Genomic DNA, 20,576 nt, shown 5'->3' with positions numbered 1-20,576 from the left:
CCGTGTCCGGGACGACTACAGCCCCTGCCACAGCGGCTTCGCCGCATAGGTGGCCCGGAAGTAGTCGGCCAGCTTCAGCTTCGACGCCGCGGCCTCGTCCACCACCACGGTCGCATGCGGATGCAGTTGCAGCGCCGACGCGGGCACGATCGAGGCCACCGGCCCCTCCACCGTCTGCGCCACGGCGTCCGCCTTCCCCTCACCGGTGGCGAGCAGGATCGGGTGGCGGGAATCCAGGATGGTGCCGATGCCCTGGGTGATCACGTGGTGCGGGACCTGCGTGATGTCGTTGTCGAAGAAGCGCGCGTTGTCGATCCGGGTCTGCTCGGTGAGCGTCTTGATCCGGGTACGGGACGCCAGCGAGGAGCACGGCTCGTTGAAACCGATGTGTCCGTCGGTGCCGATGCCGAGGAGCTGAAGGTCGACCCCGCCGGCCTCGGCGAGTGCCCTGTCGTACGCCTGGCAGGCGGCCAGGACGTCCTCGGCGGCGCCGTCGGGGCCCATGAAGGACTCCTCGGACAGCCCGAGCGGTTCGACGACCTCGCGCAGCACCACGGAGCGGTAGGACTCCGGGTGGCCCGCCGGCAGCCCGACGTACTCGTCGAGCTGGCAGATGCGGGCGCGCGAGGCGTCCACGGCGCCGGAGCGGACCTTGGCCGCCAGCGCCTGGTAGATGGGCAGCGGGGTAGAGCCGGTCGCAACGCCGAGAAGGGCGTCGGGCTTGCGGCTCAGCAGGGCGCCGATGGCCTCCGCGATGAGTTCGCCGCCTGCCTTGGCGTCCGGGACGATGACAACTTCCACGCGTGGCCTGCCGATCTGAAGAGGTGGATCATGTGGTATAGACCAATCTGGGTCCAATCTAGCAGAATCCGGTAACGGGGACACAGTGGCCTTTACCCTTGCGACCGGAGCCTGTCGGCGGGAGATCCGGAGCCCGCGGCCGACCGGGGCGAGCGGTGGTCCCGGGGCCGGGAGGCCCCTGCGACGCGCTGGGTGATCCGGCCGTGATCCGGCCCGGTCGGCGACGCGGACGGCCGGCGCACCGACGGGGGTGCCGGGACCTGTCGATCGCGGGGCGGGATGCGGTGGGGTGCGGGCGGGGCCCTGAGACACCCGCGGGCCGCGGCGCCGGGACGGGACCCTCAGCCCGTCCGGCACCGCAGCCCGGAGTTGCTCGGCCGGCGGTGTGCGGTGCCCCCGGCCGGGGGAGGTGCCTGCGCAGTCAGGGCAGAGAGCGCGGGCTCCTCGATCCGCCCTCCTGTGCGGGGAGAGCGGACGTTCCTATGACAGCATTGTGGACTAGACCATTCTCCTGTGTCCATCCATCGGGGCACCGCAATTTTCGGGCCCCACCCCTTACACGTACGGCTGCCCCGTTCGGTTCGGATCCATCGTCCTTCCGCGGGTACCCTCGCACACGTGCCCTCCATGAACGACCTCGTCCGCCATCACACCGCTCTCGGTGACACCGACCTGGAGTGGCTGCATCTGCTGGTCTCGGAGTGGCAGCTGCTCTCCGACCTGTCCTTCGCCGACCTCGTGCTGTGGGTTCCCACCCGCGACGGCACCCGTTACGTCTCCGTGGCCCAGATGCGGCCCAACACCGGCCCCACCTCCTATCAGGACGACATGGTCGGCCACTTGGTGCCGCGCGGCCGTCGCCCGCTGCTGGACGCGGCGCTGGACGAGGGACGGATCGTGCGTGAGGGCGACCCGGAGTGGCGCGAGGAGGTGCCGGTGCGCGTCGAGTCGATTCCCGTGCGCCGTGAGGGCCGGGTGCTCGGGGTCATCGCCCGGAACACCAACCTGCTGACCGTCCGCACGCCGTCGCGGCTGGAGCTCACCTACCTCCAGTCGGCCTCCGATCTCGCCCAGATGATCGCCGCCGGGACCTTTCCGTTCCCGGACCAGCAGGTCGACATGGACGCGTCGCCGCGCGTCGGGGACGGCCTGATCAGGCTCGACGCCGACGGAGTCGTCCAGTACGCCAGCCCCAACGGCCTCTCCGCCTACCACCGCCTCGGCCTCGCCTCCGACCTGGTCGGCCAGCACCTGGGCGGGATCACCGCCGAACTCGCCCCGTCCCGCGGCCCGGTCGACGAGGCCCTGGTCAAACTGGCCAGTGGTTACGCGCCCCGGGAGTTCGAGGTCGAGTGCGCGAGCGGGGTGATTCAGCTGCGGGCGATCCCGCTCAAGCCCAAGGGGGTCCGGATCGGCTCCCTGGTCCTTCTCCGGGATGTCACCGAACTGCGTCGCCGCGAGCGGGAGTTGATCACCAAGGACGCCACCATCCGGGAGATCCACCACCGGGTGAAGAACAACCTCCAGACCGTCGCCGCCCTGTTGCGGCTCCAGGCCCGCCGGATGGATTCCGAGCGGGGACGCGAGGCGCTCAACGAGGCCGTGCGGCGCGTCGGTTCGATCGCCATCGTTCATGAGACGCTGTCCCAGAATCTGGACGAGCGCGTCGAGTTCGACGAGATCGCCGACCGGGTCATCGCGATGGTTGCCGAGATCTCCACGGGCAGGGTCACCTGTCGCCGCACGGGACGCTTCGGCATACTCGACGCCGAAGTCGCCACGCCGCTGGCGATGGTGCTCACCGAGGTCCTGCAGAACGCCCTGGAACACGCCTTCGGCCTCGCCGAGTCCGGCACGGTGGAGGTGTCGGCGGTGCGTGGCGGTTCGTCCGTCGAGAAGCGGCTGCTGATCACGGTCCAGGATGACGGCTGCGGACTGCCCGAGGGGTTCGACCCGCAGAGCGCCGGCAACCTGGGGCTGCAAATCGTGCGGACGTTGGTGGAAGGCGAGTTGAGCGGCACCTTCGACATGGTCCCGGCCCCCGACCGCGGCACCCATGTCGTGCTCGACATCCCGGTGCGCGCCGAGAAGTAGCACCGACCGGCCGCCGGTGCGCACGCGGCGGCGAGCCCGCCCGCCGATCGCCGACGGACTGCCGGTACGGCACGCGGCAGGCAGAACGCGCGAAGCAGTGAGCCCGGACCGTCTATCACGGTCCGGGCTCACTGTTCATGCATGCGCTTCGGGGGTACTGCGCGCTGCGACTCGTGGGGCGGGATGGTGCGTACGCTCTGTACGCGCCGCCTGGCCGAGGCTCGTAGCGGTGGCGTCGGATCAGGCGCTGGCGTTACGCGCCCGGTTGCGAGCGGCACGGCGCTTCATGGCGCGGCGCTCGTCCTCACTGAGGCCACCCCAGACGCCGGAGTCCTGGCCGGACTCGAGCGCCCACTGCAGGCACTGCTCCATGACGGGGCAGCGACGGCAGACGGCCTTGGCTTCCTCGATCTGCAGCAGCGCAGGACCGGTGTTGCCGATGGGGAAGAACAGCTCGGGGTCTTCCTCACGACAAACGGCGTTGTGACGCCAGTCCATGGCTGCTACCTCTCCTTGGTATTACATAACTGTTGCTTGTGAATGTGAACGCTTTCACGAATCCCCCCGCAGGCGTAGGGCCGACGCCCAGGTGAACTGGTTGTGGTCCTGTGATGTGAGGAGGGGTTCTGGCTCTCAGTGGAGGCCGTTGTTGCGGGCCGTCCCGATCGCCACGTAGAGATTCGCAAACCTCGGCGGCGGATACAACCCCTTCCGGAAACTTTTTTTTGATTCCTCGGTGTCGACTAGGTCACAGCCGTACTTCCATGGGGTGGAGCCCAGCCCAAACGTTCGAGTTAAAGGACTTTGGACCCTTCCGCTCACACAATCACACGCAGTGCACGGCGTACGCCTGTGAACGTCACACTCGTACGCACTCCCAGGTGGTCTCCGTCCATCTGGAAGGGCAGTGGAACCTTTGAATGCAAGGTGAAGTCCGTGAGGTCATGCAGTGAAACGGCGTGCTTGCCGGACGGGCCTTTTTCCGGACTCGAAGTGAGCAGCTGAGTCCCGTAGCGAGCGACCGCCGGGGTGGAGAGCCGCTTCAGTCCGAGCACGTCCAGGCCGGTGTCGAAGGTGGCCTTCGGGGACGCGTACATGGGGCGATTCCCCAGGTAGGTCCAGGGAGCGGTGTTGGAGATTATGGACAGCGCGAGGTCGGTGACCGCCTCCTGTCCGGGGGTCTCCAGCGTGATCATCCCGTGCCGTCGGTGCGGCTCCTCCAGGAACTGCCGGACCACCTGGCGTACGTACAGCGCATGCGTCGACCGCTTGCCGCGTTCGCGCTGCTGTTCGACTCGGCCGACCACGCCCGCGTCGAATCCGAGTCCGGCGCAGAAGGTGAACCAGCGTTCCGGGACCGACTCGTCCTCGCTGTCCGGGGTGCCGGCCGCCAGTCCGAGACCGACCGTCCGTTCGGTGCGGTTGGCCAGTGCGTCCAGGATCGCGCCGGTCGCCTCCACCGCGTCGTTGGGAAGGCCCAGTGCGCGCGCGAAAACATTGGTGGATCCGCCGGGAACCACGGCGAGCCTCGGCAGGTTGTCCAGGTCGGGGCCGTTGTGGAGCAGTCCGTTGACGACCTCGTTGACCGTGCCGTCTCCGCCCAGGGCGACCACCAGGTCGATCTCCGAGGAGTCCGCGGCCTGCCGCCCCAGGTCCCGGGCGTGGCCCCGGTACTCCGTGGTCACGGCCTCCAGCTTCATCTCGCTGGCCAGTGCGTGGATGAGCACGTCACGCGTCCGCGCACTGGTGGTGGTAGCAGCTGGATTGACCACGAGGAGTGCGCGCATGACGGCCAGACTACCTACCGCGTGGTATCCCTCTGAAGTCCTGTCCCCTGACCTTCACGCTCGGTGACGTCCCGCATGCGTTCGGACGGGACCGGGGCAGGGATCCCCGTGCCACCGCCGACCCCGGCTTCGCTTTCGCGGGGCCGGGATGTCAACCTGCAAGGGTGAGTACTCAGCAGAACACACCCTCCTCGTCGTCGCCCTCGACTCCCGTCGAACCGGCGAAACCGAGCAGGATCACTCTCGTGGCCGGACTCACCGCCCTCGAAGGGGTGGCGCTCGTCGCAGGCGGGATCTACATGCTGGTGATGGGGCTGCTCGGGCGCCCCGAGAGCCCGCAGCAGGCGGAGATGGGGGGCCTCACGCTGGTCGCGCTCGGCCTGATCCCGCTGTTCGCCGCGCGTGGTCTGCTGCGCCGGCGCAGCTGGAGCCGCGGCCCCGCGCTCATCACGCAGATCATCGCGCTCCCGGTGGCCTGGACGCTGCTGAGGTCCCACGGCGTGCTGATCCCGACCGGGATCGTCCTTGCCGCAGTGGTCCTGACGGCCCTCTACCAGCTGGTCAGGCCGACGACGGTCGAGGCGCTGGGCATCCGCCGGCCGGGCACCACACCGGACGCCTGACCGCTTGCCCGGTTGAGGCGTCCGCCCCGGGGTTTCCGGGGCGGCACGGTCTTCCGGCGGCGCCGGTCCATGGGCGGACGCGCCTGTCCACCGGGGACCTGCCGCCCGTTCACCCACCGGTCCACGCCCGGTGCCGCGCTCGGTCGCACCGCGCCCGTGACCGGCCCCGGCCGCGGTCCCTCGCCCTACTCCTCGACGAGGAGCCGCTCGCGCAACTGCGCCAGGGTGCGGGCCAGCAGCCGGGAGACGTGCATCTGTGAGATGCCGACCTCCTGGGCGATCTGCGACTGGGTCATGTTGCCGAAGAAGCGCAGCAGCAGAATCCGCTTCTCGCGCGGCGGCAGATCCTCCAGCAGAGGCTTGAGCGACTCCCGGTACTCGACGCCCTCCAGCGCCTCGTCCTCGGAGCCGAGGGTGTCCGCGACCGCCGGGGACTCGTCGTCCGTGTCCGGCACGTCCAGCGAGAGCGTGCTGTACGCATTGGCCGATTCCAGACCCTCCAGGACCTCTTCCTCGGAAATGCTCAGCCGCTCCGCCAGCTCGTGCACCGTCGGCGAGCGGCCGTGCTGCTGGGAGAGCTCGGCCGTGGCCGTGGTGAGCGAGAGCCGCAGCTCCTGGAGCCGGCGCGGCACCCGGACCGCCCAGCCCTTGTCCCGGAAGTGGCGCTTGATCTCGCCGACGACCGTGGGGGTCGCGTACGTAGAGAACTCCACGCCGCGGTCCGGGTCGAACCGGTCCACCGACTTGATCAGGCCGATCGTGGCGACCTGGGTCAGGTCGTCCAGCGGCTCGCCGCGATTGCGGAACCGGCGGGCCAGGTGCTCCACGAGCGGCAGATGCATCCGCACCAGCCGGTTGCGCAGCTCCGCCTTCTCGGGCGACCCGTCGGGAAGCTCGCGCAGTTCGATGAAGAGCGCCCGCGCCCCGCTGCGGTCGTGTGGATCGTGGTGCCCGTGCTCGCTCATCTGGCCCGCCTGCTTCGCCTGCGACTGCTCCACCGCGACCGTACGGCCCGCAGGCCTTTCGACCCCGTCCTCCGGATGAGGCAGGGCCTGTTGCTCCGGGATGCCTGCTGCGCGCACCACCCCTGGTCGGATCGTCTCGTCCCGCACAGGACCGTCCCCGTTCCCGTTGCTCACGCCGGCCCGGGTCCCGCGCCGCGCTGTTTGTAGAGGCTGATGCTGACAGTACGGTCGTCGGCGACCGAGGAGTCGACCTTTCCGGCCAGTGCGGAGAGCACCGTCCAGGCGAAGGTGTCCCGCTCAGGGGCCCGGCCGTCCGTCGTCGGGGCTGACACCGTCACCTCAAGAGAATCCTCGATGAGCCGGAATACGCAGCTGAGGACGGAGCCGGGCACGGCCTGCTGAAGCAGGATCGCGCAGGCCTCGTCGACCGCGATACGAAGATCCTCGATCTCGTCGAGGGTGAAGTCCAAGCGTGCTGCGAGACCGGCCGTGGCCGTGCGCAGCACCGACAGGTAGGCACCCGCAGCGGGCAGCCGGACCTCTACGAAGTCCTGATTCCCGGGCTCGCCTGCGATCTGGGACACCCTCACCTCCAAGGTGGCACAAACTCTTTCGAGGATCCGGGGAGGGCGCCCCGGACCCATGTGGTACGTCTTCGGTTCTGGTCCCGCGACGCTATCGCGATCCATGATGCCGTGTCGCCGAACCCCCAGCCCATGGCTGTCACTCATGGTAAGCCCATGAGCACACACGGTGGGTAGAGGTTTGCCGTGGTCAATTACGAACAACCGGCGCCGGTTTGACGTACCCAGGCGTCAGACGATCGAACCGTCCTCGAAGCACCAGCGCCAGTTCTCGCCCGATTCGAAGCTCCGCATCACCGGATGACCGGTCTCCTTGAAGTGCGCGGTGGCGTGCTGCAACGGCGACGAGTCGCAGCAGCCGACGTGGCCGCAGAACAGACAGAGCCGCAGCTGCACCGGGTGGGTGCCGGCCTCCAGGCATCCCAGGCAGGTGCCGCTGAGCGGGACCGGCTCGGGGCGCGGCAGTTCGGACACGTGCGGACAGTCACTCATGATTGTCAGGTTACGACGGATGCGAGGACCGTGAAGATGGACGCATTGCCGCTGGTGGCACTGGTAGCGGCCAGCGCGGCCGTGGCGGGGGCAGCCCGCCGCACCCCTGTGCCGGCCCCCCTGCTGCTGGTCGCGGCGGGGCTGATCGCCTCGTACGTGCCCGGGGTGCCCACGTACACCCTGGACGCGCACGTCGTGCTGCCGCTGCTGCTGCCACCGCTGCTCTACACGGCCGCCGTCGACAGCTCGTACCTCGATCTGCGCGCCAATCTCCGGCCGGTCGCGCTGCTGTCCGTGGGGTACGTCCTGTTCGCGACCGTAGCGGTCGGCTGGCTGGCGTACCGTCTCGTGCCCGACCTGCCGCTCACCGCGGCGCTGGTGCTCGGCGCGGTCGTGGCCCCGCCGGACGCCGTCACGGCCGCGGCGATCGCCCGCCGTGTCGGGCTGCCCGGCCGGGTCACGACGATCCTCCAGGGCGAGTCCCTGGTGAACGACGCCACCGCGATCACCGCCTACAAGGTGGCGCTCGCCGCAGCCGTGGGGGAGGGCATCAGCTGGGGCGCCGGCATCGGTGAATTCTTCCTCGCCGCGGTCGGCGGTGTCGCGGTCGGCCTGGCCCTGATGGTGCCGCTGCACTGGCTCCGCACGCATCTCAAGGAAGCCCTGCTGCAGAACACGCTGTCGCTGCTGATCCCCTTCGTGGCGTACGCGGCCGCCGAACGTGTGCACGCCTCCGGGGTGATCGCCGTGGTCGTCGTCGCGCTGTATCTGGGCCACCGGTCCTGGCAGGTCGACTTCGCGACCCGCCTCCAGGAGGCGGCCGTCTGGAAGATGGTCGCGTTCGTCCTGGAGTCCGCGGTCTTCGCGCTGATCGGCCTGCAACTGCCGTTCGTACTGAAGGGGCTCGGCACCTACGCCGTGGCGGACGCCCTCTGGTACGCGGTGGCCGTGTTCCTCGCCGTCGTCGTGGTCCGCTTCCTCTGGGTCTACCCGGCGACGTATCTGCCCAGATGGCTCTCGAAACGGATCCGGGACCGCGAGACGGAGACCAACTGGACGGGGCCGCTGATCGTCGGCTGGGCGGGGATGCGCGGGGTCGTCTCGCTCGCCATCGCCTTCTCCATCCCGATGGTTACGGCCGACGGGACGGCCTTCCCGGCCCGCAACCTGGTGCTCTTCCTGACCTTCACCACGGTCATCGGCACCCTCGTCGTCCAGGGGCTCAGCCTGCCGCTGCTGGTACGCGTCCTGAAGCTTCCGGGGCGCGACGCGACGGCGCAGACGCTGGCCGAGGCCCAGGCGCAGAGCGAGGCGTCCACGGCCGCCGAGGCGCGCCTGGAGGAGCTGCTCACCGATCGGCGCAACTCGCTGCCCGGACCGCTCACCGACCGGCTGCGTACCGTCCTGGAGCGCCGCCGCAACTCCGTGTGGGAGCGGCTGGGGGCCGCCAATCCGGTGACCGGGGAGACGGCGGACGACACGTACCGCCGTCTGGCCAGGGAAATGATCGAGGCCGAGCGCGAGGTCTTCGTGAGGCTGCGGGACCAGCGGCAGATCGACGACGAGATGCTCAGGACGCTGCTCAGGCGGCTGGACCTGGAGGAGGCGGCGGCCTACCGCGAGGAGTCGGAGGCGCCGTGAGCGGGAGCCCTACGGCCGCCCCGTGACGACGGCCGCGACGGTGGTTCCCGAAGGGAACGAGCCCTCCTCGGCCCGTGCGGTGAGCGCGTACAGCAGCTTGGCCACATAGAGCCGCTCGACGGGCAGCCCGTGCCGCTGCTCGAAGTCCTCCGCGAAGGCGTGCAGCCGCGGGGTCGTGCGGGCGTACCCGCCGAAGTGGAAACGCTCGTCCAGGGACCATGACCCGGCGGGTCCGCCGAACGTGTCCTGCTGGAGATCCCGCACCGCGTCGCCGAGGAAGCCGCCGCGCAGCACCGGGATGCCGAGGGCGCGCTGCCCCGGCGCGAGGCCCGCGGCCAGTCCGGCGAGGGTGCCACCGGTGCCGCAGGCCACCGCGGCCACATCGGCCTGCCCGCGCAGCTCGCGGCCCAGCTCCGTGCAGCCCTGTACGGCCAGGGCGTTGCTGCCGCCCTCCGGGATGACGAAGCAGTCCCCGAAGGCGCTCAGCAGCCGCGTCAGGACCTCTGGATCGGCCTTCGCGCGGTACGTCGCACGGTCCACGAAACGCAGGGTCATCCCGTCGGCGGCGCACCGGGCCAGCGAGGGGTTGAGCGGGCGGTCGGCCAGTTCGTCCCCGCGTACGACCCCGACGGTGGGGAACCCGAGCAGCCGCCCGGCGGCGGCGGTGGCCCGCAGATGGTTGGAGTACGCGCCGCCGAAGGTCAGCACCGTGCGCCCGGCGGCGGCTTCCAGGTTGGGCGAGAGCTTGCGCCACTTGTTGCCGGCGGGGCACAGCTCCACGGGACCGAGTACGTCGGTGTCCCAGGGAATGGTGGTGTGGATCAGGTCGTCCCGCTTGAGCAGCAACCGGACGCCGGCGCGCTCGAACCTGCTGTCGTGGACTTCCTCCAGCGGGGACGGCGGCCGGGGCCGGAGTGCGAGGGCGGGATCTGCGGGCTGGCTCACCCCGCCATTGTCGCCGGGACGGCGGATCGCGCCCTCACGGCCTCCGGGTACGCCCCGGTTCCGCGGACTCGTGTCGCGACCGGTCGTCGCGCGCTCCCGTACGGCTACGGACAGGGCTGCGGACAGGGCTGCGGACAGGGTCGGGGCCAGGGCCTCGGCTTCGGCCAGGGCTACGGCCAGGGCTTCAGCCACGGCCTTCGGCCAGGGCTACGGCCAGGGCTTCAGCCACGGCCTTCGGCCAGGGCTACGGCCAGGGCCTCAGCCACGGCCTTCGGCCGGGACCAGCTTCTTGTGCACCCGCCGCTGCTCCTGCGAGGAGTCGGCTGCGGGTCACTTCAGACGTTCGTGGATCCGGTCCCGCATGGAGTCCATGGTGAAGCCGCGCGGATCGACCTTGCCCGGCTGCCACTCCTTGTGACCGATCACCGAACGCGACGTCCAGCCGTGGTGCCGGCAGACAGCGGCGGCGGCCTTCTCGATGGCTTCGAGCTGGGCGGCGGGCCAGGGGTCCTCGCCGTCGCCCAGGTTCTCGCACTCGAAGCCGTAGAAGTGCCGGTTTCCGTCGGTATTGGCCTCGTGGTCGGACGGGAGGCGCCTCTCGGCGATGACGGCGCGCAGTACGTCGTCATCGCCGAGCCCGGCGTGGTTGACGCGGCCGTAGCCGACCAGGTGGACCCGGCCGTCCTTGGCGATCACGCCGTGGCACAGCGGCCCCGGCAGCTGCGGATAGCCGTCGCGGCAGATGCTGACGGTGGAGTCGGTGCCCCTGGTGGCCGTGTGATGGATCATCACGCCGTTGACCGGGCCCCAAGAGCCCTTGTGGTTGCGGTTGTGCGTACGCCAGCCGCCTGTCTGGACGACGGTCAGCCCCTCGTTCGTCAGGACTTCCAGAAAGGTGCTCGCGGACATGGGTGATGACATGGCCGACTCCTTTTGCGCGTGGGCGATCGGGCCTTGTCTCCGCTTGTACCGGAATGTCGGTCTCCGGGCCATCTCCGAAGCGGCTGTTCGGGCCGTGTGCGAGCCGATTCGGTCATGTCCGCGCGTGGCGGGCCGGGTTCAGTTCTGGGCGAACCAGAGGTCGGGGCCGAACACCTCGTAGTGGATGTCGGCGGCGGGGACACCCTTGGCCAGCAACTGGGCGCGTACGGCGCGCATGAAAGGCAGGGGGCCGCAGAGGTAGGCGTGGGTGCCGGGGGCGACCGCGAGGCCGCTCAGGTCGACCCGGCCGGTGCGGTCGGCCCGGTGGCCGGACTCCGGGTTCTCGTACCAGAAGTGGGCGGCGGCGTCGGGGAGTTTGCCGGTGAGCCCGGCGTGGTCGGTGCGCATCGCGTGATCGGCGGGGGAGCGGTCGCCGTGCACGACGGTGACCGGGGCGCGGTGACCGGCCGCCGCGAGATGTTCCAGCATCGAGAGCATCGGGGTGCAGCCGATGCCCGCGGAGGCGAGCAGGAGGGGGGCGTCGGCTGAGTCGAGCACGAGATCGCCGTACGGTGCGGAGACCCGCAGCCGGTCGCCGGCCTCGACCTGTGCGTGCAGGTGGCGGGAGACCTCGCCGTCCGGGGTGTCCCCGCCGTGCACCCGCTTGACGGTGATCGAGCGCAGCGGCGAGCCGGGGGCGCTGGAGAGGCTGTACTGACGGATCTGGTGGGCCCCGTCGGGGAGTTCCACCTGTACGGACACGTACTGGCCGGGGCGGAAGGCGGGAGCGGGTGCGCCGTCGGCCGGGCGGAGCTGGAAGGTGGCGACGTCCGCTGTCTCCTCGATCCGGGCGGCCACCTCCCACTCGCGCCACACATCACCGGCGACGACGCCCTGTTGGGCGTACAGCCGCTCCTCGATCGCGATCAGGGCATTCGCCATCAGCCAGTAGACCTCGTCCCAGGCGGCGGCGACCTCCGGGGTGACCGCGTCGCCGAGCACCTCGGCGATGGCGGCGAACAGATGGGTGTGCACGATCTCGTACTGCGCCGCGGTGACGCCCAGGGAGGCGTGCTTGTGCGCGATCCGGCCGAGCATCACATCGGGGCGGGTGTCGGGGTGTTCGACCAGCTGGGTCGCGAAGGCGGCGATGGAGCCCGCGAGGGCCCGGCGCTGGGTGCCGGACGCCTGGTTTCCGCGGTTGAAGAGGTCGCGCAGCAACTCGGGGTGGGCTTCGAAGAGCTTGCGGTAGAAGAGATCGGCGATGTCTCCGATGGCCGCTCCCACGACGGGGAGGGTGGCGCGGACGGTGGCGGTCGAGGTCTCGGAGAGCATCGGTGACTCCTCGGTTCTTGAATTGGTATCTTGGATTCGTATTTTTGGGCAGGGGGGAACCGGGCGATGGCGCCCGGCGGGTGGGTGCGGTGGAGTGTGCGGTGATTCAGGGGCTGCCCGGCCCCCGGGCCGGTCCCGGCCGGCTGCCGCTGAGTCCGATCAGCAGCGGTCCGGTGGGGGAGCTGACGAGTTCGGTGACGGTGAGGGGATCGAGCGAGGCGTAGAACGCTTCCTCGGCGCGGCGCAGCGCGCCGCGCAGTCGGCAGGCCGAGCGCAGGGGGCAGGGGGTGCTGCCCTCGCACTCGACGACGTCGCCGGGCCCCTCCAGCTCCCGGACGAGCCCGCCGATCGATGCGGACCGGCCCGCTCCGGTGAGGGTGAGACCGCCGCCGCGACCCCGGCGTGCCTCGACGAGGCCGAGATGCTGGAGCTTGGCGACCACCTTCGCGGCGTGCGTATACGGCACCTGCATGGTCGCCGCCACCTCCCGGGTGGTCGGCGGTTCCTCGTTCTCCACGACGGCGAGGCGCATCAGTACGCGCAGCGCCACGTCGGTGAATCTCGTCAGCCGCATGGCGGCCACGCTAGATAAGTTGCATCGAAGATGCAACTTAAGGGCCCTGACGGGTATCGCTGAGCGTTGTGCCCAGCCCAAAGCCCGAATAGTCACACTCTTTTGTGTAATGGCGTGCCGACTCTTCGTGCTGAAAGGCTTCTTCTCGCAGGTCAGCCGATGATCGAGAGGACGTCAGATGTCCGTTGGTGAAGAGGTTCAGAACGTGCCGGTGCCGCCGCAGCAGAGTCTGGGCACGGCGGCGGCGCGGAACCTCGCGACGACCACCAAGTCCGCTCCGCAGATGCAGGAGATCACCTCACGGTGGCTGCTGAAGATGCTGCCGTGGGTGCAGGTACAAGGTGGCACCTACCGGGTGAACCGCAGGCTGAGCTACGCGGTCGGCGACGGCCGGGTGACCTTCGTGCAGACCGGTGACCGGGTCACGGTCATTCCCGCCGAACTCGGAGAGCTGCCCGCCCTGCGGGAGTTCGGCGACGAGGAGGTGCTGGGCGAGCTGGCCCGGCGGTGTGAGCAGCGCGACATCGCGGCGGGCCAGGTGCTGGCCGCCTCGGGGGACGCGGCGGACCGCGTCTTCCTGCTGGTGCACGGCAAGGTCGAGAAGATCGGCACCGGCCCGTACGGGGACGAGACGGTGCTCGGGGTCCACGCCGACGGGGCCTACTTCGGCGACCAGGCTCTCATCGACGGTGACGCCGTCTGGGAGTACACGGCCCGAGCCGTCACCGCCTGCACGGTGCTGACGCTGCGCCGGGCCGATGTGCTGAACCTCGCCGAGCGCGCGGACGCGCTCCGCGACCATCTCGCCGGGCTGCTCAGCATTCCGCAGCAGCGCACCAACAAGTACGGCGAGGCGGCGATCGATCTCTCCGCCGGCCATGTCGGCGAAGCCGTCGTCCCGCACACGTACGTGGACTACGAATCGGCGCCGCGCGAGTACGAACTGAGCGTCGCCCAGACCGTGCTGAAGGTCCACAGTCGGGTCGCCGACCTCTACAACCAGCCGATGAACCAGACCGAGCAGCAGTTGCGGCTCACGGTCGAGGCGCTGCGCGAGCGCCAGGAGCACGAGCTGATCAACCACCGCGAGTTCGGTCTGCTCAACAACTGCGACTACGGGCAGCGCCTCCAGCCCCACGACGGCGTGCCGAGCCCCGACGACATGGACGAACTGCTCTCGCGCCGCCGCGGCTCGAAGCTCTTCCTCGCCCATCCGCGAGCCATCGCCGCATTCGGCCGCGAATGCAACAAGCGAGGTCTGGTGCCGGGGAGTGTGGACGTCGGCGGACAGCATGTGCCTGCCTGGCGGGGCGTACCGATCTTCCCGTGCAACAAGATCCCGGTCAGCGACGCCCGGACCACGTCGATCATCTGCATGAGGACAGGTGAGGACGAGCAGGGTGTCGTAGGACTCCAGCAGTCCGGCATCCCCGACGAGATCGAGCCCAGCCTGTCGGTCCGCTTCATGGGCATCGACGAGCAGGCGATCATCTCCTACCTGGTGACGGCCTACTACTCCGCGGCCATCCTCGTACCGGACGCTCTCGGCGTACTCGAAAACGTCGAGGTCAGCCGCTGGCGGTAGCCCATCGGGGGCCCGGACGGGCAGTGTCCGGCCCCCGTCAACCTCCGCCACCGGGCAACCGTGCTCGGGGCAGCCTCGGGAGGACGCCCCCGTGAAGACCCACCACGTACCCCAACCACCCACGCCCCGGGCCCCGGCCGACGACGATCCGGCCGCCCTCGCCACGCACGGGCAGGACGCCGCAGCCCTCCTGGAACAGAGCCGAGCCCTCGTCGATCCCCCACTGCGCGCCGCCGTCGACTCCTTGCCGCCGTCGATCCGCCGCGTCGCGATGTACCACTTCGGCTGGCAGCGGGCTGACGGCACCCCGTCGTCGGGCCGGGCGGGCAAGGCCATCAGGCCGACGCTCGTCCTCGCCGCCGCCCGAGCGCTGGGCGGCGACCCGCACCAGGCGGTACGGGCCGCCGTCGCCGTGGAGCTGGCCCACAACTTCACCCTGCTGCACGACGACGTCATCGACGAGGACCGGACCCGTCGGCACCGGCCCACGGCCTGGGTGGTCTTCGGTATTCCGGACGCGATCACCGCCGGTGACGCCATGCTCGCCCTCGCCCAGCGGCTGCTTGCCGAGGACACCGACCCGGCCTCGGCCCGCGCCTCGGCACGACTCTCGTCATGTGTCATCGAGCTGTGTGCGGGCCAGCAGGCCGACTGCGCCTTCGAGGACCGAGGCCCGGACGAGGTCTCGCTGGACGAGTGCCTCACCATGGCCACCGCCAAGACGGGCGCCCTGCTCGGCTGCGCCTGCGCGCTGGGAGCGCTGTACGCGGGCGCGGGAGAGCGGGTGGTCGGCGCGATGGACGGATTCGGCCGTGAGGCCGGACTCGCCTTCCAGCTCATCGACGATCTCATCGGCATCTGGGGGGATCCGGCGCAGACCGGGAAGCCGGTCGGGGCGGATCTCGCCGCCCACAAGAAGTCCCTGCCCGTGGTCGCCGCACTGACCTCCGGCACACCCGCGGCCGACGAACTCGCCGCGCTCTACCGGGGGTCCATGACCACACCGGGTGAGGTGGGGCGCGCTGCCGACGCGGTCGACCGGGCCGGCGGCCGGGACTGGGCCCAGGCCGCAGCGGCGGAGCGAATGGCCCGTGCGGTCCACCACCTGTCCCGGGCAGTCCCCGACCTGGCCGCGGCGGGCGACCTCCTGACGCTTGCGGAGTTCGTCACCCGCCGGACGTACTGACCGCGCGGGGGAGGGGGGCGGGGGGAGCGGTACGCGAACAGGGGCCGAGGGGCCGAGGAAGCGAGGGGGTGGGGAGAAGGGAGCGAAGAGCCGGGAGACGGCGAAGGGGTGGAGAAAGGAGAACGGGGCAAAGTGCCCAGGTCGCAAGGCCCGTGAGACGAAAGGGAGGCCGCCAGGGCGACTGTCATGGGCACGGGCTACAGTCCGTGCCCATGACAGATGAGTCATGGGCAGGGTGGTACCGGGACCGACAGGGTTCCGATGCTGTCATCCTCACCACCGACGGGCAGCAACTCCGCCTCCGTATCAGGGGCATCGACTTCGAGGGCGAAAGCCTCGACGGCCTCACCCCGGTGGCCGGAACACCACCGGCCGGTGACCGGTTCGCGCTGGTGGACGGCGCGTTGGGCGACTGCGTCCTGGAATGGGACCTGCCGCTCCCGGTCCTCTGGGACGAAGCCGTCCATCAGGCCACCCTCAGCTGCCTGCTGTCGCTGCGCCGACCCGATCCGTATCTCTACCTGGAGCTGCAGTTCGGTGGGGCGGCCTATGGATCGCATCGCGCCGAGAGCGACTTCGCCTCAGCCCTCGCCACGATCCAGCGCGCCCTGCCGCCGGGGATGCGCCTCCAGACCTGCATCGCCTGTGCCTTCTCGGACTACTTCCCGGCCCCCGGCCGCGGCCTCTCCGGCGGTCTCGCATGCTTCCGGGGCGCGAAGGACGCCTACCGCGGAGCGGCCGGCGAGGGCGATGTCCGGGAGCTGTGGGACCGGCGGACCGGCTTCGTCCAGGAGATCTGGAGCTGCCGCGAGTACGAACCCCGCCCGGAGGGGGGCGCCGGTACCGGGCACCGGGGTGCGTTCCCGCTGGAGCTCGCCTGATCTCCGCTGCCTGACCACTCATGCTGCCCTGTGCCGGAGCCGTACCGGAACGGGGCGGTCGGTAGATCACCATCGGCCGCCATCTGATACCGCCGAAGCGGGAGCCCTGCCGCCGGACCGCTTCGCAGGAAGCCCGGCCGTCCTGGTGGTTGGGAGCGCCGGTCACCCGGGGGTAGCGGACTCGTACCCTCGGGCGATGGGCGCAGCTGCGGATACGACCGCCATAGCGGATCTGATCGTCACGTACGCCGAGTTGATCGACACCGGAGACTTCGCCGGTGTCGGCGAACTGTTCACGGACGCCGCGTTCGTCGGCAGTGGCGCACCGGCCCATGGCCGGGAAGCTGTCGAGAAGATACTCAGGGATGCCGTGATCCTCTACGAGGACGGCTCGTTGCGCACCCACCACGCCACGACCAACTTCACCGTCGACGTCGATGAGGAAGCGGGAACCGCCGTTGCGCGTTCCTACATCACCGTGTTTCAAGGTCTGCCCGGATTTCCGTTGCAGCCCGTGACCGCCGGACGTTACAGCGACCGATTCGAACGCCGCGACGGGTGCTGGCGATTCACGGAGCGCCGCCTTCGCATCCATCTGGTCGGCGACCCCAGCCGCCATCTGCGTGCCTGAGGGCTGTCCAATGATCCCTGGCGGGGGTGCCACGACCGCTGCGGCACCTCACCGTGTTGTCGGGAGCGCCCGCATACATCGAGTATGCGGACGTCCCTTCGCCTTGCGATACACCGCATCCGAGGACGTGCCCTGACCGCCACAGATTACGGAGTGGTCGTCAGGCGACGGTGGTCTGGTCTATCCCGGTCGTGGGGGCGATAAACGATGGCAAGCAGATCAAGGCGACGAGAGAAATGCCACAGGCATATGCCAGAATTTTGAGAGCGCGGTCGTTCATGGTGCTGGTGCTCCAAGGTATCTGCGTGAACTAGGACGGCGTCGATGCCGTCTGGGAGTCATCCTTACCAAAAGAGGCCGCGCAGGCAAACGGCATTGACCGGCGCCCATTGCGATATAGGATATCCGTTACCTGTTTCTCGTGCTCAGTCGAATGGTGCGCGCAGTGCGGTGAGGGCTGCCTGCGCCTGGGCGCCCTCTTCGGCCGCTCCGATACGGTCGGCGAGATCGACGGCCTCCGTGAGATGCGTGAGCGCCAGGCGGTTGCGGCCCAGCCGGCGCTCCGCCGCACCGAGTCGGCACAGCGCCTGAAGGCGGTCGTGTGCAGCACCGATGCCTGTCGCCAGGTCGAGGGCGAGCTCGTGATGGGTGGCCGCCTGGTGATCGTTTCCGGCTGCTTCGAAGGCGAGGCCCATGCGGTGCAAAGTGATGGAAGCATTGCGACGGTCGCCGAGACGATTGAATGTCAGCAGGGCGTCACGGTAGAGGTCCAACGCGCCATAAAGATCTTCCGTCGTATTCATGGTGTTCGCCAGATTTACCTGACTGGTTGCCCGGGTCAAAGGATTCGCTGCCGCATGAGGGCTATTGAGAACTTTCTTGAGTAGACGGCGTGAGGATTCCTGATCGCCGGTCCAGGAATGAAGGTCGGCCATGTTGTTGAGGACCTTCAATTCCTCCTGCACATCTCCGGCCCGACGGAATCCACTGAGTGCGGATGCAAAGCACTCCAGGGCTTCGACATAGTTCCCCATGTAAAGGTGTGTGATCCCCAGGTTGTTGCGGCTCTTTGACAGCTGAAGGTCATCGCCGGATTTCAGCCGTCTCTCCAGGGCCTGGTTCTGGAAGGACAGCGCGTCCTCGAAGCTCCCGAGATTCCAGTGGATGACACCGAGGAGGTGCCGGGCCTCGGCCTCGGCCACCGGGTCGTCGAGGGTGTCCGCGAGCTCCATGGCCGAGATGCCCGCGGCGAGCGCGGGCTCGTAGTCGCTGGAGCGTGTCAGTGCGGCGCCGAGATCGACCAGGGCGCGGGTCGCGGCGCGGGCGTCTCCCGTGCCGCGCCAGTACAGGGCGGCGGGCTCGTGCATGCGCCGGGCCGCGCTCCAGTACCCGGCCGCGTCGAGGAAGCCCGCCAGTGCGCGGGCGAGCCGACCGGCCTGGTGGGCGAGGCCGTTGGTACGGGCGTACTGCTCCGCCGAGAGGAGCGCGGCGAGTTCCTGGGTCAGCCAGTGTGTCGCGGCGGCGGCGTCGGGCCACTCCGGGAGCAACGAGGTGGGTGCGGGCGGCGGTTCATCCGGCCAACGTCGGGGATGGATCGTCCAATCGGCCTGCTCGGCCGCCTGCACATAGAAATCGATCAGTCGATGGACGGCGAGACGCCGATCCTCCTGCTCGTCGGTGGAGCCGGGAGTGCGCGCGTACTCTCCGATCAGATCGTGGAACCGATAGCGGTCCGGCGAGGGTTCCTGTATGAGATGCGCGTCGAGGAGTGCCTCCAGAATGCGTTCCACGGAGCCGAGTTGCAGAGCGGTGAGGGCCGCGGCTGCATACAGGTCGAAATCCTGCCCGAGGTGAAGACTCAGCTTTCGAAAAGCTGTGCGTTGATCGGGTGGAAGTGTGGCGAAGGACATTTCGAATACACCAGCGATCTCCCTGTATCCGTCCCGAATCTCGCTGAGTCGACCGTGTTCGCGCGACAGGCGTTTGATCAGGTGGGACGTGGTCCAGGACGGGCGGGACACCAGGCGCCCGGCGGCGATTTCCACGGCGAGCGGCAAATATCCGCACAGGTGTACGATTTCTGTGACGTCGGCAGGATCGGGAGTGCGGTCCTCGCCCGCCAGTTGTCTGAAGAGTCGGCTCGCGTCCTGGGTCGGCAGTACGTCGAGGAAGAGTGATCGGACACCGGGCAGTCCGGTCAGCCTGCGGCGACTGGTGATGATGACCAGGGAGGACGAGGAGCCCGGAAGCAGCGGGCGTACCTGTTCGGAGTCGGCGGCGTCGTCGAGGACGATCACCGCCCGGCGGGTGCTGAGCAGGGTGCGCCAGAGCGAGACGAGTTCGCCGAGGTCGGAGGGGAGGGACGCAGCGGGGACGCCGAAGGCCCTCAGCAGGGCGCCCAGGGCCGATTCGGGCGGCTGCGGTCGCCGGTCCCTGGAGTGCGCCCCGAGATCGAGGTGGATCTGTCCGTCCGGATATTGTCCGGCGAACCGGTGGGCCGCGGCCAGGGCGAGGTGGGTCTTGCCCACACCCGCCATGCCGCTGATCGTCTGAAGGGCGATCACCGCTCCGTCCGTCGGCGGTGTCTGCAACGCGGACATCTCCCGCTCCCTGCCCACCATCTCTCCTTGCCGGGGAAGGGAGTTCGGCGCCCCGGCGGCCGGCTCGGGGCGGCTGAGCAGTTCGGACAGCGGTGCCCGGTTCAGGATGTGCCGGTAGAGCCGGGTCAGAGCCTCGCCGGGGTCCGATCCGAACCGCTCGCTCAGTCGGTGCCGGACGGTGTCGTACGCACGCAGCGCGTCGGCGAGCCTTCCGCAGCCGTAGGTCGCCATCATGAGGTGACCGGCGACGGTCTCGTCCGTCGGGTACTGCTCGAAGAGTGTGGCCAGATCCGGTGCGAGTTCCGCATAGTGTCCCATCCGCAGTTCGATGCCCGTACGGGTCAGGGTGGTGGCAAGGCGCTTCTCGATCAGGTTGGTGCGGACACTCTCCGCCCAGAGCCCGGACAGTCCGGCGAGCGGATCGCCCCTCCACAGGCGTTCGGCCCGGCGGAGCAGGGCGAGCGCCCGGGTGTCGTCCCCGCTGTCGGACAAGGCGCGGGCCTCGGCGCTGAGGCTCTGGAAGCGGTGACTGTCCACCTGGCCGGGGTCCACGGTCAGTGTGTAGCTGTGGGCTCGCTGGACGACGTGGTCGGGGCCGTCACCGTCGGGTCCGCGGAGCCGTCGCCGGATTCTGGCGGCGTACGCGTGCAGGCTCGCCCGGGGCTTTCCCGGCGGGGCGTCGTCCCACAGGCGGTGGATCAGTGTGTCGATCGTGACCGGACGGCCCGCGTCGACGGCGAGCGCGGCGGCCATGGTCCTCTCCTTGGCCGTACCGAGAGGTTCACTCCGCCCGTTCACCCATAATTCGACGGGTCCGAGTACGAGGATCTCGTAATCCACCAGCGCCCCAATCGCCGGTCGGCTTTCGTTGGCCTCCGGGCCGGCCGAACCGCCGGCACCAAAGGAATAAGCGCATGCCAAAGGATGACAC

18 protein-coding genes are annotated in these 20,576 nt (G+C 69.5%); 7 read left to right on the top strand and 11 right to left on the bottom strand.

The annotated features are described in order from the left end of the window. Positions 1–15: 15 nt before the first annotated feature. Complete coding sequence (gene nagB, locus ACFVUT_RS06895; protein ID WP_389644191.1) at positions 16–801, bottom strand: glucosamine-6-phosphate deaminase; 786 nt, start codon at positions 799–801, stop codon at positions 16–18. Between the two features lie 627 nt (positions 802–1,428). Between nagB and ACFVUT_RS06890 the strand changes: the two genes are divergently transcribed. Next, positions 1,429–2,895, top strand: coding sequence for a sensor histidine kinase (locus ACFVUT_RS06890; RefSeq protein ID WP_389644815.1), 1,467 nt, complete (start codon positions 1,429–1,431; stop codon positions 2,893–2,895). A gap of 240 nt (positions 2,896–3,135) precedes the next feature. On the opposite strand, the gene ACFVUT_RS06885 is transcribed toward ACFVUT_RS06890, so the two are convergent. Both ACFVUT_RS06885 and ACFVUT_RS06880 read right to left on the bottom strand, forming a co-directional pair. Next, positions 3,136–3,393: a WhiB family transcriptional regulator gene (locus ACFVUT_RS06885; RefSeq protein ID WP_003953983.1), complete on the bottom strand. Its 258-nt coding sequence runs from the start codon at positions 3,391–3,393 to the stop codon at positions 3,136–3,138. Positions 3,394–3,713: 320 nt separating this feature from the next. Next, on the bottom strand, positions 3,714–4,682 hold the full coding sequence (locus ACFVUT_RS06880) for a diacylglycerol/lipid kinase family protein (protein ID WP_389644194.1): 969 nt from the start codon (positions 4,680–4,682) through the stop codon (positions 3,714–3,716). Positions 4,683–4,927: 245 nt separating this feature from the next. Here ACFVUT_RS06880 and ACFVUT_RS06875 point away from each other — a divergent pair, with 245 nt between their 5' ends. Beyond that, on the top strand, positions 4,928–5,305 hold the full coding sequence (locus ACFVUT_RS06875) for a hypothetical protein (protein WP_389644818.1): 378 nt from the start codon (positions 4,928–4,930) through the stop codon (positions 5,303–5,305). Between the two features lie 185 nt (positions 5,306–5,490). Here the strand turns inward: ACFVUT_RS06875 and ACFVUT_RS06870 are convergent, their stop codons facing one another. The 3 genes from ACFVUT_RS06870 to ACFVUT_RS06860 all read right to left on the bottom strand — a co-directional run bounded on the left by ACFVUT_RS06870 (position 5,491) and on the right by ACFVUT_RS06860 (position 7,346). After that, positions 5,491–6,444 (bottom strand): RNA polymerase sigma factor SigF, encoded by a 954-nt coding sequence (locus ACFVUT_RS06870; protein ID WP_389644197.1) that lies wholly within the window; start codon positions 6,442–6,444, stop codon positions 5,491–5,493. Further along, positions 6,441–6,854, bottom strand: coding sequence for an anti-sigma regulatory factor (locus tag ACFVUT_RS06865; RefSeq protein WP_073781878.1), 414 nt, complete (start codon positions 6,852–6,854; stop codon positions 6,441–6,443). The genes ACFVUT_RS06870 and ACFVUT_RS06865 overlap by 4 nt, the downstream gene beginning before the upstream one ends. A 231-nt stretch (positions 6,855–7,085) precedes the next feature. Beyond that, complete coding sequence (locus tag ACFVUT_RS06860; protein ID WP_389644201.1) at positions 7,086–7,346, bottom strand: UBP-type zinc finger domain-containing protein; 261 nt, start codon at positions 7,344–7,346, stop codon at positions 7,086–7,088. A 36-nt stretch (positions 7,347–7,382) separates the two neighbouring features. Here ACFVUT_RS06860 and ACFVUT_RS06855 point away from each other — a divergent pair, with 36 nt between their 5' ends. Further along, positions 7,383–8,987 carry a Na+/H+ antiporter gene (locus ACFVUT_RS06855; RefSeq protein WP_389644204.1) on the top strand — a complete coding sequence of 535 codons (1,605 nt, stop codon included), beginning with the start codon at positions 7,383–7,385 and terminating at the stop codon, positions 8,985–8,987. 9 nt (positions 8,988–8,996) lie between these two features. On the opposite strand, the gene ACFVUT_RS06850 is transcribed toward ACFVUT_RS06855, so the two are convergent. The 4 genes from ACFVUT_RS06850 to ACFVUT_RS06835 form a co-directional block, all read right to left on the bottom strand. Continuing rightward, positions 8,997–9,932 carry a 1-aminocyclopropane-1-carboxylate deaminase/D-cysteine desulfhydrase gene (locus ACFVUT_RS06850; protein WP_389644820.1) on the bottom strand — a complete coding sequence of 312 codons (936 nt, stop codon included), beginning with the start codon at positions 9,930–9,932 and terminating at the stop codon, positions 8,997–8,999. A 330-nt stretch (positions 9,933–10,262) separates the two neighbouring features. Then, positions 10,263–10,853, bottom strand: coding sequence for an N-acetylmuramoyl-L-alanine amidase (locus ACFVUT_RS06845; protein ID WP_389644207.1), 591 nt, complete (start codon positions 10,851–10,853; stop codon positions 10,263–10,265). 138 nt (positions 10,854–10,991) lie between these two features. Then, positions 10,992–12,188 carry a globin domain-containing protein gene (locus ACFVUT_RS06840; protein WP_389644210.1) on the bottom strand — a complete coding sequence of 399 codons (1,197 nt, stop codon included), beginning with the start codon at positions 12,186–12,188 and terminating at the stop codon, positions 10,992–10,994. A gap of 106 nt (positions 12,189–12,294) precedes the next feature. Then, positions 12,295–12,762, bottom strand: coding sequence for an Rrf2 family transcriptional regulator (locus tag ACFVUT_RS06835; protein ID WP_389644212.1), 468 nt, complete (start codon positions 12,760–12,762; stop codon positions 12,295–12,297). A 178-nt stretch (positions 12,763–12,940) separates the two neighbouring features. Between ACFVUT_RS06835 and ACFVUT_RS06830 the strand changes: the two genes are divergently transcribed. The 4 genes from ACFVUT_RS06830 to ACFVUT_RS06815 all read left to right on the top strand — a co-directional run bounded on the left by ACFVUT_RS06830 (position 12,941) and on the right by ACFVUT_RS06815 (position 17,045). Beyond that, on the top strand, positions 12,941–14,347 hold the full coding sequence (locus tag ACFVUT_RS06830) for a family 2B encapsulin nanocompartment shell protein (protein WP_389644216.1): 1,407 nt from the start codon (positions 12,941–12,943) through the stop codon (positions 14,345–14,347). Positions 14,348–14,537: 190 nt separating this feature from the next. Then, positions 14,538–15,533 (top strand): family 2 encapsulin nanocompartment cargo protein polyprenyl transferase, encoded by a 996-nt coding sequence (locus ACFVUT_RS06825; protein ID WP_389644823.1) that lies wholly within the window; start codon positions 14,538–14,540, stop codon positions 15,531–15,533. Positions 15,534–15,745: 212 nt separating this feature from the next. Next, on the top strand, positions 15,746–16,414 hold the full coding sequence (locus ACFVUT_RS06820) for a DUF6304 family protein (RefSeq protein ID WP_389644219.1): 669 nt from the start codon (positions 15,746–15,748) through the stop codon (positions 16,412–16,414). A gap of 196 nt (positions 16,415–16,610) precedes the next feature. Further along, positions 16,611–17,045 (top strand): nuclear transport factor 2 family protein, encoded by a 435-nt coding sequence (locus ACFVUT_RS06815; protein WP_389644222.1) that lies wholly within the window; start codon positions 16,611–16,613, stop codon positions 17,043–17,045. Between the two features lie 425 nt (positions 17,046–17,470). Here the strand turns inward: ACFVUT_RS06815 and ACFVUT_RS06810 are convergent, their stop codons facing one another. Further along, the gene (locus ACFVUT_RS06810) at positions 17,471–20,485 is read right to left on the bottom strand and encodes a tetratricopeptide repeat protein (protein ID WP_389670929.1); all 3,015 of its coding nucleotides are present in this window, start codon (positions 20,483–20,485) and stop codon (positions 17,471–17,473) included. Positions 20,486–20,576 lie beyond the last annotated feature (91 nt).

Origin of the sequence: Streptomyces sp. NPDC058051 (assembly GCF_042885475.1) — a bacterium.
GTDB lineage: Bacteria > Actinomycetota > Actinomycetes > Streptomycetales > Streptomycetaceae > Streptomyces.
Note: the sequence above shows the minus strand (reverse complement) of the source record. Positions and strands in the feature narration are given on the sequence as shown.